We start from the raw sequence: 15,191 nt of genomic DNA on the forward strand, positions 1-15,191 counted from the left end.
AATGAGTGCGTATGTCACCCGGGAGCTGATTCTGTTCGCCTGTTCCATCTGGCAGGGGGCAGTCCTGGGGTTCTGGTACGATCTGATCAAGACAGCGCGGAAACTGATCCGCCACAGCCATGTGGCGGTATCTGCAGAGGACCTCTGCTACTGGATTGCGGCAGCGCTGTATCTGTTTGTACGGATTTACGGAGAGAACAGCGGCGTTCTCCGCGGGTATCTGTTTGGCGGCATCCTTGGGGGCGCTGCATTGTACCACGCATCGTTTGGACGCTTTCTTCCGGAACTTCTGGCAAAGGGAATCAAAAAAGCAGGGCGAATCCTCGCTTTTCCAGGAAAATGGCTGGTAAAAAGTATGAAAAAACGGAGAAAAAGGTTGAAATTTCATGGGAAGAACGGTAAGATGTAACTACACATGTAAGAACAAAAGAAACAAGTCTGCGGACGAAAAACAACAGATAGTTTGGCTGCAGATGGTTGGAAAATAGAAAGCAAGGGTAAAGAAAAGAATGAAAGAAAGGGAAGAAAAGAATTCTGGCCGAAAGAAAAAAGTCAGAAAGAAGAGCTGTACAACAGAGTTCTCAATTACCATAGTCCTGTGCTGCCTGGTTGCAGTCCTTACCGTAAAGGGAATCAGCCTTCAGCAGAAGGTCAATGCAAATGCATCCCGTCTTTCCAGTCTGGACAGCCAGATTGAAGAGGAGAAGCAGCGCACCGATGATATTACCGCCTTGAAAGAATACATGCAGACCGATGAGTACATAGAAAAAACGGCAAGAGAAAAACTTGGCATGGTAAAGGATAATGAGATTTTATTTAAAGAATCCCAGTCGAAATAAACAAAACAGATAAAGAAAGGGCATGATTTCGCAGTCCCCTTTGAAGTCCAGAACAAAGAGAGGAGGAGCGGAACATGCCGGAGTGGATCATTGCCATGTTCCTGATCGGCGCATTGCTGTCAGCAGGGGACATGGCTAAAATTTTTTTGGAAGCCAGAAGAAGCCGCCGGGAAGCGGCCGTCTATGACAATCATCCGCAGAAACTGCAGATGGAGCACTACGCCGATTCGTTCCGCGTTCTGGCAGAGAGCTTTTACCAGATGCCGTCAAAAAGTGTGATGCCGGAGACGGGCCGGGTGGACAAGATTCTGGAAAAAGAACAGCAGGAAGTCTGCAGCCGCTGTGCGAAGGCGTCGTGGTGCTGGGAGCAGTACGGAAACCTGACGCGCGAGCGGTGCCAGGAACTTCTTCAGACAATCGCCGACGGGGATGAGGACGAGATCAGCCGTGCAAAAGGCGAATGGAACGCCTCCTGCCTGAACGGCTCCCGCTTTCTGGAACTGTTCTGGAACCGCTACCAGCAGGAACGCCAGACGGCGCTCTGGTCGGGGCGTGTGGCGGAGAGCCGCCGCGTGGTGGCAGAACAGTTAAGTGAAGTCGCCGGGATTATGGACCGCGCCGCGTGTGATCTGTACAGCCTCAACAGTCTGCCGGACGAGCTCTCGGAAAAAATCTGCCGCCAGATGAAGAAAAACGGGGCTTTCGTCCAGAAAATCTGGCTCCAGGAGCGGCCGAAAGAGCATTTACAGATCTATATGACGGTCAAAGCGGGCCGTCACTGCCGGATCACGCTTCGCCAGACGGCGGAACTGATCGGTTCCCTGTGCGGAATCCCGATGGTTGCGGTACGCGACGGGGCACAGGTCTTAAGCGGAGAATACCAGACGGTGCTGTTTCAGGAGGATGTGAAATTCCAGGTTCTCTACGGTGTGGGACGCATCACCAAGGAGCAGGAGAGTATCTCCGGGGACAATTACAGTGTGCTCTGCGAAAACGGCCAGTTTGTCCTCTGCCTGTCGGACGGCATGGGTTCCGGGATCGAGGCAAACAGGGAGAGCGAGACGGTGGTGGAGCTGTTTGAACAGTTCCTGCGCGCCGGATTCCCGCGGATCATGGCGGCACGGATGATCAATTCGATGCTTCTGCTGCAGCCAAAGGAAGGGATGTTTTCCACGTTTGATGTTGCTTCGATTAATCTCTACACAGGCGTCTGCAGCTTTTTGAAAGGAGGTGCATCGCCGACGTTCCTTAGGCGGGATACGTGGGTGGAGGTTGTGGAGTCGACCAGTCTTGCCGCAGGTCTCGTTTCCCAGACGGATTTTGATACCACAACGAAAAAGCTGTACGACGGTGATTACCTTGTGATGATGACGGACGGAGTGCTGGACGCGCTGCCCGGGGACAGGACGGAGCAGATGAAGCAGCTTCTTCTCGAAGTGAAAAACAGCGAGCCGCGGGAATTTGCCCGGGAGCTTTTGGAACGCGTGCTGCGCCTCGGCGGCTGCCGCGCACGGGATGATATGACGGTTCTGGTCGCCAGAATCTGGAAAAAATAGGAGTAAAAACGAAGGATGCGAGAGAAAGTAAGAGCCTTTATGGAACAGTATCATATGGTAATGGCAGGCGAACGCGTGCTGCTCGGCCTTTCCGGCGGCGCGGATTCCGTCTGCCTGTTTCATCTGCTGCGGGAACTGCAGGAGCCGCTTGGCTTTTCGCTGCTGGCTGTCCACGTCAACCATAATCTGCGCGGCGCGGAAGCCGGGCGGGATGCGGCATTTGCAGAAAATCTGTGCCGGGAATATGATGTTCCGTTCTATCTCTATTCCTGTCCCGTGGAGAAGATCGCAAAAGAAAAGCATCTCTCGACGGAGGAGGCGGGACGCGCGGCGCGGCAGGAAGTTTTTGCAGCGTGCGCAAAGGAGCAGAGGGCAGTGAAAATTGCGCTCGCCCATCACCAGGATGACGTTGCGGAGACGATGCTGCATCACCTGGCACGGGGAACGTCGCTGGCCGGACTTGCCTCCTTACGCCCCGTGCGGGGGAATGTGATCCGTCCGCTTCTCTGCGTCGGACGAAAAGAGATCCGGCAGGAACTGGAAAGCCGTAAGTGTTCCTGGTGTGAGGACAGCACGAATGCAGAGGATGCCTACACGAGGAACGGAATCCGCCACCATGTGCTGCCGTATCTGACCGAAGAGGTCAATCCGCGTGCCGCCGCGCATATGGCACAGACATCGCTGGACCTGCTGGAAACGGAGGAATATCTGGAGCAGCAGACGGATCAGCTGATGGAGCGGTATGCATCCGCAGAGAAAAATGCGGTTGTGCTGCGTGATGCGGTGAGCAGCGAAGCGCCTCTTCTGCAGCGCTACGTGATCCGGCGCGTTCTGGAACAGCTGGCGGGAAAACGGAAGGATCTTACCAGGGAGCATCTGGAATCTGTGCGGGAACTTTTTGAAAAGCAGGTCGGAAAAAGTGTCTGCCTGCCGTATGGAATCACCGCCGTGCGCGGATACGAGACGCTCCGCCTGGAAAAGCAGGGAGTGCATTTAAAAGAAGAACGGAAAAGGAAAAGCGGCGAAGAAGTTCCAATTCCGGTTCCGGCCGGGTGGGAAGAGGAAAAAAGTCTCGCATTTGCAGAAAATCCAGTCACGATTGTGAAAAAAACATCGATTTTTCCCGAAAGAATTGAAGAAAAAAAGTATACGAAATGCTTTGACTGTGATAAAATAAAAGACGGTCTTGTCCTCCGCACGAGAAGAAGCGGAGATTATCTGAGAGTAACCGCAAAAGGCGGGAAAAAGAAACTAAAAGATTATATGATTGATGCCAAGATACCGAAAGAGGAGCGGGATTCCATTCTGCTGCTCGCCGACGGACCGGAGATCTGGTGGGTCGTGGGGTATCGCAGAGGAGAGAGCGGCCGTGTCGGGGAAGACACGAAAGCAGTTCTGCAGATACAGATTGGCGTTGGTAAGGAGGAAAACAGATGAAAGAGACAATCAGAGTATTATTAAGCGAAGAAGAAGTAGACAGACGAATTAAAGAAGTAGCAGACCAGATCAACCGCGATTACGCAGGAAAGGAAGTGCACCTGATCTGCGTTTTAAAAGGCGGCGTATTCTTTATGTGCGAGCTGGCAAAACGCATCACAGTGCCGGTAAGCCTTGACTTTATGTCCGTATCAAGTTACGGCGATGACACCAAGTCCAGCGGAGTTGTCCGTATTGTAAAAGACCTGGATCAGCCGCTGGAAGGAAAAGACGTTCTGATCGTGGAGGATATCATCGATTCCGGAAGAACGCTTTACTATCTGATCGACATCCTGAAAAAGAGAAATCCGAAATCCGTACACCTGTGTACTCTGCTCGACAAGCCGGAGCGCAGAGTGCGCGATGTCAAAGTAGATTATACCTGCTTTAATATCCCGGACGAGTTCGTCGTAGGCTACGGCCTGGATTACGCACAGAAATATCGGAATCTTCCATACATCGGAGTAGTGGAGTTTCACGAAGACGAGGAGTAAAAAGAAAATATGAACAGACAGCGCAGTGGATTTGGACTCTACGCGGCGTTTATGGTGATTATCGTGCTTGCCATGTTCTATATCACCGGAAAAATCAGCGCAGGCAGCAGCCCAAGTCAGCAGAAATTTGAAACCGCCGTAAAAGACGGCAAAGTGACATCCGCGCAGATTGTCCAGAACAAAGAAGTGCCGACCGGCTCCGTCGTGGTACAGGAGCAGGGCGGTGACAGTTATACGGTCAATGTGACCGACGTAAACGCAGCTATCAGCCTTCTGGAGGATGCTGATGTAACGTACACCGTACAGAATGTCCAGAGAGACAGCATTTTCATGACGTCCGTCCTGCCGGCCCTGCTGCTCGGTATGATCCTTCTTTTCGGCATGTCGATGATGAACCGCTCCATGGGCGGCGGTGGAGGCGGCGGAAACAAAATGATGAATTTTGGAAAAAGCAACGCCCATATGTCCACCGACAAAGACAAAAAAGTCCTGTTCCGCGATGTTGCGGGCTTAAAAGAGGAAAAAGAAGACCTCGTTGAGGTGGTCGATTTCCTGAAAGCACCGGAGAAATATACACAGGTCGGCGCGAGAATCCCGAAAGGAGTTCTTCTTGTGGGCCCTCCTGGAACCGGTAAAACCCTTCTGGCGAAAGCTGTTGCAGGAGAGGCAGGCGTGCCGTTCTTCAGCATTTCCGGATCCGATTTCGTGGAAATGTTCGTCGGCGTCGGCGCTTCCCGTGTCCGCGACCTGTTTGAGGAAGGAAAAAAACATGCGCCGTGCATCATCTTCATCGATGAGATCGACGCCGTGGCAAGACGAAGAGGCACCGGTATGGGCGGCGGCCACGATGAGAGAGAGCAGACATTAAACCAGCTTCTCGTTGAGATGGATGGTTTCGGCGTCAATGAGGGCATCATCGTGATGGCAGCGACGAACCGTGTCGATATCCTGGATCCGGCGATTCTCCGTCCGGGCCGTTTTGACCGCCGCGTGGTTGTAGGACCGCCGGATGTCATGGGCCGTGAGGAAATCCTGAAAGTCCATGCAAAGAACAAACCGCTGGCCGAGGATGTGGATCTGAAACAGATCGCGCAGACGACCGCAGGCTTCACCGGCGCAGAGCTGGAGAACCTGCTGAACGAGGCAGCAATCATGGCGGCAAAGGACCGCAGAAGATTTGTGCGCCAGGCCGATATCAAGTCTGCTTTCATCAAAGTGGGCATCGGTGCGGAGAAGCGCAGTAAAGTCATTTCGGATAAAGAAAAACGGATCACCGCATACCATGAGACAGGCCATGCGATCCTGTTCCATATGCTGCCGGATATGGAGGCGGTCTATACGATCTCCATTATCCCGACAGGTCCTGGCGCAGCGGGCTACACGATGCCGCAGCCGGAGAACGATGATATGTTCCAGACGAGAGGCAAAATGATGCAGTACATCACCGTATGCCTCGGCGGCCGTGTGGCAGAGGAGCTGATCTTCGACGATATCACAACGGGCGCATCCCAGGATATCAAACAGGCGACGGCTACCGCGCGTTCCATGATTACGAAGTACGGTATGTCTGAGAACCTTGGTCTTGTCGCTTACGATTCCGACTCGGATGAGGTCTTCATCGGCCGCGACTGGGGCCATACGAAGAGCTACAGCGAGAATGTAGCCGCAGCCATCGACGAGGAAGTCCGCCAGATGATCGAGAAATGCCACGATCAGGCGAAACAGATTATTCTGGAGCATTCCTATGTGCTGCATGAGTGTGCAAAGCAGCTGATGGAAAAAGAGAAGCTGAGCCGTGCTGAATTCGAAGCCATTTTTGAGCAGGAAGCACAGATGACAGGAACAGCACCGGAAGTTTCTGGAGAAATCTGATATCTTTTTATTTGCAATAGAAAACCTGCAGAGAACAAAAAAAGTTTTTTGCAGGTTTTTTTCTGTGATTTTACGGGCGTTTGTGCAAATTAAAACAGAAAATCCGAAACGCCGGAAAAATTCATCGTTATTTTGAATAAGAATCAAATGAAAAAAAAACGCGATTTGTGCAGACTTTTTGAGGGACGTATGGTACTATAATAACTGTAAAAACCCCCCAATACATTATATAGTTTTTGCTACACCCCATAAGAGAAATACCTTCTCCAAAAGAGCCAGCGTACCCCGCTGGCTCTTTTACTGTATAAAAATCCAATAAACACAATCGTTACATGTGTTCAGAAAAAGGTTGTATTACATGGCGGTGTGGGGTAAAATATAAGGAATGAATGATTGAGAAAGACAGAGGCGTTAGTTCATGGATAAAACAAGAATGCAGCAGTATATGTCACAGATGCGGGCGATGTTCAACAAGCATGCGCTCTACAGCGATGAATCCCCGCAGTATCAGATTCCGTTTGAGCCGAACCCGGGCGACACGGTGAAGATCCGGTTCCGTACCCTGAAAAATAATGTAGATGCGGTTTATTTCATCAGCGGTTCCACCCGTGCACAGATGCAGGTCGGTTTGGTCCGGAACGGTTTTGATTATTACGAGATCGAGATTCCGGTCGGAAATGAGCCGATCCGCTATTTTTTTGAGATTCAGGCAGGCCGCGTGGTCTGTTATTACAACAAGCTCGGTGTCACAAGAGAGCTGCAGGAGATGTACTCTTTCGGCATTATCCCGGGCTTCCATACGCCGGACTGGGCGAAGGGCGCTGTCATGTATCAGATTTTTGTGGACCGCTTCTGCAACGGAGATCCGTCCAACGATGTGCTGACGGGAGAGTACAGCTATATCGGTGAGCAGGTCAACAAGGTGGATGACTGGAACCGCTTCCCGGAGCAGATGGATGTCCGCAATTTCTACGGCGGCGATCTGCAGGGCGTCATTGACAAGATGGATTATCTGCAGGATCTCGGTGTGCAGGTCATTTATCTGAATCCGGTGTTTGTTTCGCCGTCGAACCATAAGTATGATATTCAGGATTATGACTATATTGATCCGCATTTCGGAAAGATTGTCTCCGACGAAGGCGATCTGCTCTGGCCGGGCGACAAGGACAATACGCGGGCAACGCGGTATATTGACCGTGTGACGAACAAGGCGAACCTGGAGGCGAGCAATGAACTGTTTATCCACCTGGTGGAGGAGGCGCACAAGCGCGGCATGAAGGTGATTCTGGACGGCGTTTTCAACCACTGTGGTTCGTTTAACAAGTGGCTGGACCGCGAGCGGATTTATGAGGCCGGAAAGGGCTATGAGCCGGGCGCGTATGTGGCGCAGGACAGTCCGTATCACACGTTTTTTAAGTTTTATAATGAGCATAGCTGGCCGTACAATGAGTTTTATGACGGCTGGTGGGGCCATGATACGCTGCCGAAGCTGAACTACGAGGGTTCGGAGAAGCTGATGGAGGATATTATGCGCATCGGCGCGAAGTGGGTTTCTCCGCCGTTTAATGCGGACGGCTGGCGGCTGGATGTGGCCGCTGACTTAGGACACAGCCCGGAGTTTAACCACAAGTTCTGGAAGGAGTTCCGGCGCGTTGTGAAGGAGGCGAATCCGGAGGCGATTATTCTGGCGGAGCACTACGGCGATGCGATGAGCTGGCTGCAGGGCGATGAGTGGGATACAGTGATGAACTATGATGCGTTTATGGAGCCGGTTTCCTGGTTCCTCACGGGTATGGAGAAGCACAGTGATGAGTTTAACCAGGGGCTTCTCGGAAACAGTGAGAGTTTTATCGGGGCGATGACGTATCATATGCCGGCGTTTTATGCGCCTTCGCTGTATACGGCGATGAATGAGCTGGATAATCATGATCATTCGCGGTTCCTCACGAGAACGAATCATCGTGTGGGGCGTGTGGCGAATGTTGGGCCGTATGCGGCTGCGGAGAATACGAATAAGGCGGTGCTGCGCGAGGCGGTTGTGATTCAGATGACGTGGCCGGGGGCGCCGACGCTGTATTATGGGGATGAGGCCGGCCAGGTCGGGTTTACGGATCCGGATAACCGGAGGACGTATCCCTGGGGACAGGAGGATCAGGAGCTGATCCGATTCTATAAAGAAATGATTGCGGTGCATCGGAGATTTCCGGTGCTGGCGATGGGATCGCTGAAATTTTTGTACCATGATTATAATGTGCTTTCTTATGGACGGTTTAATCAGGAGGAGCAGGTAATTGTGGTGATTAATAACCGGAATGAGAGGGTGCATGTGGAGATTCCGGTGTGGCTTACCGGGATTAACCGGAGTTCGGTGGTGAAGCTGACGCAGGTGTTTGCGACGGATGCGGTGGGATTTTCTTCGGAGGAGAAAGAAATCGAGGCACCGGCGGGCATACTGGAGATGGATTTGCTGCCGTTATCGGGAGTGGTACTGCATAGATGCGAGGAGTGACGGATTTGGGGGACGCCTCGCCGCCGCACACCCGGTGGTCTTGCGTGATGCGCAGGGCAGCGGTGGAAAAGCGGGGGAAAAACGTAGAAAAAACGGAGGTCTTTCGACAGACACCGGCATTATTCGCCGGGAAATCTGATGATTTCCCAGCTCAGAATGCCTTGAAATCTGGTGTTGAGCACCAGATTTCAGTCTTTCGAAAGGCTTCCGTTTTTTCTGGTTTTTCCAACCCGCTTTTCCAATGCTGCCCTGCGCATCACGCAAGACCACCGGGCGCGCGGCGGCGAGGCTGGTAGTGGGAACGGGAGATGGGGCTGGATCCGCTAGGGCGGATCGGCGTAAGATTTTTGGGGGAGAATGGAAAAAGAGCTCCGATTCGTATGAATCAGAGCTCTTAATCGTGCCGCAAACCGGGATCGAACCGGTACGGGTATCACTACCCACGGGATTTTAAGTCCCGGGCGTCTGCCAGTTCCGCCACTGCGGCATATGGACGGAGATGGATTCGAACCATCGAAGCAATTTGCAGCAGATTTACAGTCTGTCCCCTTTGGCCACTCGGGAATCCGTCCATGTATTTTGTTTTGTGTCAGAATGACTTCCGACATTGATTGATTATACTGGATGTGGAGCAAAAATGCAAGTGTTTTTTTGAAAAAATAAGAAAAAAGTTGAAAGGGGGGAGCGGGTCAGGTATAATATGATATATATGGGCTTCTATATTGAGAAATAAACAACCTGAAAATGGAGGGCATAGGGTAACTATGATTAAAATTAAGGATTATATCCGTGCGGGGTCGCTGGAAGAGGCGTATGAGCTGAATCAGAAGAGAAGCGCCTGTATTTTAGGCGGAATGCTCTGGACGAAGATGGGAGAGCGACAGGTGCAGACGGCAATTGATCTTTCCGGACTCGGACTGGATCAGATTGAAGAGTCGGAAGAGGAGTTTTCCATCGGATGCATGGTGACGCTGCGGCAGATGGAGGAGCATGAGGGGCTGAATGCTTATACCGACGGTGCGGCACGGGAGAGTGTGCGGAGTATTGTCGGGGTGCAGTTCCGGAATCTGGCTACGGTGGGAGGCAGTATTTTCGGCAGATTTGGATTTTCGGATGTGCTGACGCTGTTTCTGGCGCTGGATACGGAGGTGGAGCTGGTTCATGCGGGACGGATGCCGCTGGCGGAGTTTGCCTGTTCAAAGAGAGACAGGGATGTGCTGGTAAGGCTGATTGTGAAGAAGCATGAGGGTGTTACGGTTTATCAGAGTCATCGAAATTCCAGAATGGATTTCCCGGTGCTGACGTGTGCGGTGCGGGTGGAAGACGGAAAAGGATGTGCGGTGCTTGGGGCAAGACCGGCGAAGGCGGCACGTGTAGAGCTTCCGGCGGAGCTGGCGGAAAAGCTGGCGGCTGGAAAGGCATCTGCGGAGGAGCTGAAGGCGGCGGCTTCGGAGATTTCTGATCAGTTTACGTATGGCAGTAATATGCGCGGAAGTGCAGAATATCGTCATCATCTGGGACGGGTGCTGCTGCGCAGATGTATGGAAGAAATTCAGAAGAAGGAGGAGCAGTGATGAAGATTTCGATGATCTTAAATGGAAAGAAGACGGAAGCGGAAATCGATGCAGACATGCTCCTGATCGATTTTGTGAGAAGCCAGGGATGCTACAGTGTGAAGCGCGGCTGTGAGACGTCGAACTGCGGGCTGTGTACGGTTTTTCTGGAGGGAAAACCGGTGCTGTCGTGTTCGGTGCTTGCGGCGCGGGCGAATGGATGTAAGGTGGATACGCTGGAAGGCCTGCAGGAGGAAGCAGAAGAATTTGGTTCCTTTATTGCCGGACAGGGCGCCGAGCAGTGCGGGTTCTGCAATCCGGGGATGATTATGAATGCGATTGCGCTGTTCCGGGAAAATCCGGATCCGAGTGAGGAAGAAATTAAAGAATATCTGGCGGGAAATCTCTGCCGCTGTTCCGGATATGAAGGACAGCTTCGGGGAATTTTGAATTTCCTTGCCTGGAAAAAGCAGCAGGGAGGTGCGTCATGAGCAGAGAAAATCATATCTATGAACCGGACTGGTCGGGAAGAACCGATCAGCTCTGCAGTGTGAATAAGCCGGTGATCAAAAAGGATGCCCTCGCGCTGGTAACCGGAAAGCCGGTTTATGTAGATGATCTGGCGCCGAAGGATTGTCTGATTGTCAAGGTACTGCGGAGTCCGCATGCCAATGCAATCGTAAAATCCGTGAAAAAGACGGCAGCAGAGCGTGTTCCGGGCATTGAGGCGATTTATACCTGGGAGGATGTGCCGAAACAGCGTTTTACAATGGCAGGACAGACCTACCCGGAACCAAGCCCGTATGACCGTCTGATTCTCGATCAGCATGTGCGCTACGTGGGAGATCCGGTGGCGATTATTGCCGGAAAAGATGAAAAATGCGTGGACCGTGCGCGGAAGCTCTTGAAAGTAGAGTACGAAGTGCTTCCGGCCATTCTGGATTTTCATCAGTCCAAGGATAATGAACTGCTGGTGCATCCGGAGGAAAGCTGGAAATCGCTCTGTCCGGTCGGTGCGGACAATCAGAGAAATCTCTGTGCAAGTGCGGAAGATCACAACGGAGATGTGGAAGCCGTGCTCGCAGAGTGCGATGAGGTCGTAGAGCATACGTATCATGTACGCGCAGCCCAGCAGGCGATGATGGAGACGTTCCGGACATACTGCTTTATGGATACCTACGGACGGCTGAATGTGCTGAGCTCGACCCAGATCGTTTACCATGCGCGCCGCATTCTGTCCAATGCACTCGGCATTCCGAAATCGAAGATCCGTGTTTCCAAGCCGAGAATCGGCGGCGGATTCGGAGCGAAGCAGACGGTGGTTGCCGAAATTTTCCCGGCGTTTGTAACCTGGAAAACCGGAAAACCGTCGAAAATGATCTTTACGAGGGAAGAGTCCCAGACAGCATCCACACCGCGCCATGAGATGGAAGTAACGATCCGCCTCGGTGCGATGAAGGACGGAAGAATCCGTGCGATCGATCTGTATACACTTTCCAACACGGGTGCATACGGCGAGCATGGACCGACAACGGTCGGCCTTTCCGGCCACAAATCGATTCCGATGTATGGATCTCTTGAGGCTTACCGGTTTGCGTATGATGTTGTGTATTCCAACGTAATGTCAGCCGGTGCTTACCGCGGATACGGTGCGACGCAGGGTATCTTTGCCGTAGAATCTGCTGTCAGTGAGATGGCAGCGCGTCTTGGCATCGATCCGATCCGGATCCGGGAGCAGAACATGGTCCGTGAGGGACAGTTCATGCCGGCTTACTATGGCGAAACGGCAAACAGCTGTGCGCTTGACCAGTGCGTGGAGCGTGCGAAAGAGATGATCGGCTGGGATGAGAAATATCCGTGCCGTGATATGGGAAATGGAAAGGTGCGCAGCGTCGGCATTGCGATGGCGATGCAGGGCTCCTGTATTTCCAATCTCGATGTCGGATCGGCAACGATCAAAGTCAACGACGACGGCGGTTATACGATGCTGATCGCAGCGGCCGATATGGGAACCGGCTGCGATACGATTCTGTCCCAGATGGCGGCAGAGTGTCTGGAGTGTGATGTGGATGACATTACTGTTGTCGGCGCAGATACCGATACGTCCCCGTATGACTCCGGTTCCTATGCATCGAGTACGACGTATATTACCGGAAAAGCGGTGGAAAAAGCCTGCATGACGCTTCGGAAACGAATCTGTGCCCTGGCGGCAGAGCGGATGAACGTGCCGGAAGATGAGACAGAATTTACCGGTACCGGCGTCGTGCATGAAAAGAGCGGAAGCAGCATGACGATGGAAGAAATCGCAACAGCGGCCATGTGCAATAACGGCATCGCGCTGGAAGCGACGGAAAGCAACTGCTCTCCGGTATCGCCGCCGCCTTATATGGCTGGTGCGGTCGAGATCGAGCTGGATAAAGAGACCGGCGAGGTCAGGATTCTCGATTATGCCGCCGTTGTCGACTGCGGAACCGTCATCAACCCGAACCTTGCGCGCGTACAGGTCGAGGGCGGTCTGGTGCAGGGCATCGGCATGACGCTGTTTGAAAATATCCAGTACACGGACAAGGGTCAGATGATCAATAATTCGTTTATGCAGTATAAAGTGCCGACCCGCCTCGATATGGGCAAGCTGCGCGTCGAGTTTCGGAGCAGCTACGAGCCGACCGGTCCGTTCGGTGCAAAATCGATCGGCGAGATCGTCATCAACACACCGGCTCCGGCGCTGGCACATGCAATCTACAATGCGACGGGTCTGTGGTTCCGCGAACTGCCGATCACGAGCGAGCAGATTGCAATGGGAATTGCGGAAAAAGAATGCGAGTAACGATACTTTATCTGGCAGCCGGGAACAGCAGACGGTTCGGGGAAAATAAGTTGCTCTATCCGCTGGATGGAAAGGCGGTGTACCGCCATCTGCTGGACCGGCTGGCCCAAATTGCCGGAAGGCATGAGAACTGGGAACTGCTGGTTGTGACGCAGTATGAAAGGATTCTGGAGGAGCTTGCGCCGCTGGTAAAAGCCGGGCGTCTGCAGACGGTGTTTTCGCCGGACAGCGAAAAAGGAATTTCCTATACAATCCGCGCGGGAATCGAGGCGGCGGAGAAGCAAAATGCCGATGCCTGTGCGTGTTTTGTGGCGGATCAGCCGTACATGAAGGAAGAGACGGCGGAGCGCTTTCTGGAATCCATGGAGATGCAGAAGGCTCCACTTGGCTGCGTTTTCTGCGGCGGCGAGAGCGGCAATCCGGCGTGGTTTTCAAAACCTTATTTTTCAGAACTAAAAGAACTTTCCGGCGACCGCGGCGGGAAAAAGGTGCTGAAACGGCACTGGGAATCGGTAATTCCGTTCCTGGTCGAAGCCGCGTGGGAATTAAAGGATCTGGACCGGAAAGAGGATCTCTGCTGCAGAGACACCGGCGGCTGCCATGAATAAAATTTGAGACAGTGCGAAATTTGATGGATTTGGACTTGCATTTCCAGTGAGAAGTAAGTACAATGGGTATAATAAAAATTCGGGAGGCTTCAAAAAAATGCAGTTATTGGAAGACAGAATCCGCAAAGACGGAAAAGTACGCGAGGGAAATGTCCTGAAGGTGGACAGCTTTTTAAATCATCAGATGGACGTCAATCTGTTCCGGGAAATCGGAAAAGAGTTTCAGCGTCGTTTTGCGGGAGAGGAGATCACGAAAATCCTGACCATCGAGGCATCTGGAATCGGAATTGCCTGTGTTGTGGCTGAAATTTTTAATGTTCCGGTTGTGTTTGCAAAGAAAACACAGACTAAAAATATCGCCGGCGATGTTTATACAACAAAAGTAGAATCTTTCACCCATGGAAGAGTTTATGATATCATTGTTTCCAAAGAATTTCTGGGAAAAGGAGACAAAGTTCTCCTGATCGATGATTTCCTGGCAAACGGAAAAGCGCTGGAAGGACTGGCAACCCTGGTACAGGATTCCGGTGCAGAGCTCGTAGGAGCAGGCGTTGTCATCGAAAAAGGGTTCCAGATCGGAGGAAAACTGCTGCGTGACCGTGGCATTCATCTGGAATCTCTTGCCATCGTCGATGGTATGGATGATAAAACCGGGGAAATTACCTTTCGGAAACAGTAAGGAGGCGTCAAAATGGCAAATCTGATTGCAAGAATTGCCGTTCTTCTGGTTCTGGCGGCCGCAGGAATGGTGCTGGCCGACAGAAAAGAAAAAATTGATCTCAGTGTGTCACTGCTGCTGTTTCTGGCGGCAGTCAATGTGACCTCTTTTTTCAGCCTGAAAGATAACAGGATTGTAGTTGTTATGATTCTGACGGTATATTTTCTGTTGTATGCAGGCGCAAAAGAGCTGCTGCGGAGACGGGCAGAGAAAAAAAGAAAATGAATGCAAACCGAACATCCGGCTGCGAGCACCCATGCAAAAGTGCCGGTCGGATGTTTTTTGAATTTTCCTGTAAATTCAAAAAACATCCGGGCAGGATCGCGCTGCAGAGCGATATTGCAGAAGAACTCCATATGGAAGGGGATGCCGCAAGAATCCACCAGCTCGTTTCTCTTCTTGTGGATAACGCCGTTAAATACACTCCGGAGGGTGGAAAAATCCACATTTTCTGGCGAAAAAACGGCAAAAAAGCAGAATTTTCGGTGCAGAATACCTGCGATACCATGCCGGAAGGTGATCTCAACCGCCTCTTTGACCGCTTCTACCGTGCGGATGCGTCGCGGGCCAGGGAAAGCGGCGGCTATGGAATCGGCCTTTTCGTGGCAGCTGCAATTGTAAAGGCACATAAGGGAAAAATCACCGCAGAGCGGACACGAGATGGCATCTGTTTTAAAGCAGTCTTTCCGGCAAAAGGATGAAAGAAACAAAATTCCGGAAAAATGACGGCAGGGTAGGA

The 15,191-nt window shown here is 52.1% G+C and carries 14 protein-coding genes and 2 tRNA genes; 14 read left to right on the forward strand and 2 right to left on the reverse strand.

The window, feature by feature from the left end; translation table 11 throughout:
* Nucleotide 1 precedes the first annotated feature (1 nt).
* The 7 genes from yabQ (at nt 2) to DW743_RS07165 (ending at nt 8,746) form a co-directional block, all read left to right on the forward strand.
* A complete protein-coding gene (gene yabQ / locus DW743_RS07135; protein WP_117761106.1) occupies nt 2-409 on the forward strand; it encodes a spore cortex biosynthesis protein YabQ in 408 nt (135 codons plus the stop codon).
* A 100-nt stretch (nt 410-509) separates the two neighbouring features.
* Complete coding sequence (locus tag DW743_RS07140) at nt 510-839, forward strand: FtsB family cell division protein (RefSeq protein ID WP_117761108.1); 330 nt, start codon at nt 510-512, stop codon at nt 837-839.
* A 74-nt stretch (nt 840-913) separates the two neighbouring features.
* Nucleotides 914-2,395 carry a SpoIIE family protein phosphatase gene (locus DW743_RS07145; protein ID WP_055218705.1) on the forward strand — a complete coding sequence of 494 codons (1,482 nt, stop codon included), beginning with the start codon at nt 914-916 and terminating at the stop codon, nt 2,393-2,395.
* A 15-nt stretch (nt 2,396-2,410) separates the two neighbouring features.
* On the forward strand, nt 2,411-3,832 hold the full coding sequence (tilS, locus tag DW743_RS07150) for a tRNA lysidine(34) synthetase TilS (protein WP_117761110.1): 1,422 nt from the start codon (nt 2,411-2,413) through the stop codon (nt 3,830-3,832).
* Complete coding sequence (gene hpt, locus DW743_RS07155; RefSeq protein WP_022462110.1) at nt 3,829-4,365, forward strand: hypoxanthine phosphoribosyltransferase; 537 nt, start codon at nt 3,829-3,831, stop codon at nt 4,363-4,365. The genes tilS and hpt overlap by 4 nt, the downstream gene beginning before the upstream one ends.
* A gap of 9 nt (nt 4,366-4,374) precedes the next feature.
* Complete coding sequence (gene ftsH / locus DW743_RS07160; RefSeq protein WP_117509464.1) at nt 4,375-6,237, forward strand: ATP-dependent zinc metalloprotease FtsH; 1,863 nt, start codon at nt 4,375-4,377, stop codon at nt 6,235-6,237.
* A gap of 418 nt (nt 6,238-6,655) precedes the next feature.
* Nucleotides 6,656-8,746 carry a glycoside hydrolase family 13 protein gene (locus DW743_RS07165; protein WP_117761112.1) on the forward strand — a complete coding sequence of 697 codons (2,091 nt, stop codon included), beginning with the start codon at nt 6,656-6,658 and terminating at the stop codon, nt 8,744-8,746.
* A gap of 401 nt (nt 8,747-9,147) precedes the next feature.
* On the opposite strand, the gene DW743_RS07170 is transcribed toward DW743_RS07165, so the two are convergent.
* Both DW743_RS07170 and DW743_RS07175 read right to left on the reverse strand, forming a co-directional pair.
* A tRNA-Leu gene (locus DW743_RS07170) sits at nt 9,148-9,233 on the reverse strand.
* Nucleotides 9,234-9,236: 3 nt separating this feature from the next.
* A tRNA-Tyr gene (locus DW743_RS07175) sits at nt 9,237-9,318 on the reverse strand.
* 192 nt (nt 9,319-9,510) lie between these two features.
* Here DW743_RS07175 and DW743_RS07180 point away from each other — a divergent pair.
* The 7 genes from DW743_RS07180 (at nt 9,511) to DW743_RS07210 (ending at nt 15,153) form a co-directional block, all read left to right on the forward strand.
* Nucleotides 9,511-10,320: an FAD binding domain-containing protein gene (locus DW743_RS07180; protein WP_117761114.1), complete on the forward strand. Its 810-nt coding sequence runs from the start codon at nt 9,511-9,513 to the stop codon at nt 10,318-10,320.
* On the forward strand, nt 10,320-10,790 hold the full coding sequence (locus DW743_RS07185) for a (2Fe-2S)-binding protein (RefSeq protein ID WP_022462114.1): 471 nt from the start codon (nt 10,320-10,322) through the stop codon (nt 10,788-10,790). Before DW743_RS07180 ends, DW743_RS07185 begins: the two co-directional genes overlap by 1 nt.
* On the forward strand, nt 10,787-13,126 hold the full coding sequence (locus DW743_RS07190; RefSeq protein ID WP_082424482.1) for a xanthine dehydrogenase family protein molybdopterin-binding subunit: 2,340 nt from the start codon (nt 10,787-10,789) through the stop codon (nt 13,124-13,126). The genes DW743_RS07185 and DW743_RS07190 overlap by 4 nt, the downstream gene beginning before the upstream one ends.
* Complete coding sequence (locus DW743_RS07195; RefSeq protein ID WP_117761116.1) at nt 13,117-13,734, forward strand: nucleotidyltransferase family protein; 618 nt, start codon at nt 13,117-13,119, stop codon at nt 13,732-13,734. Before DW743_RS07190 ends, DW743_RS07195 begins: the two co-directional genes overlap by 10 nt.
* 97 nt (nt 13,735-13,831) lie before the next feature.
* Nucleotides 13,832-14,413 (forward strand): xanthine phosphoribosyltransferase, encoded by a 582-nt coding sequence (locus DW743_RS07200; protein ID WP_055218716.1) that lies wholly within the window; start codon nt 13,832-13,834, stop codon nt 14,411-14,413.
* A gap of 12 nt (nt 14,414-14,425) precedes the next feature.
* On the forward strand, nt 14,426-14,677 hold the full coding sequence (locus DW743_RS07205) for a hypothetical protein (RefSeq protein ID WP_022462118.1): 252 nt from the start codon (nt 14,426-14,428) through the stop codon (nt 14,675-14,677).
* Nucleotides 14,674-15,153, forward strand: coding sequence for a sensor histidine kinase (locus tag DW743_RS07210; protein ID WP_022462119.1), 480 nt, complete (start codon nt 14,674-14,676; stop codon nt 15,151-15,153). Before DW743_RS07205 ends, DW743_RS07210 begins: the two co-directional genes overlap by 4 nt.
* Nucleotides 15,154-15,191: the final 38 nt, after the last annotated feature.

It is taken from the genome of Blautia sp. AM28-27, assembly GCF_003480905.1.
Taxonomy (GTDB): Bacteria; Bacillota; Clostridia; order Lachnospirales; family Lachnospiraceae; genus Fusicatenibacter; species Fusicatenibacter saccharivorans.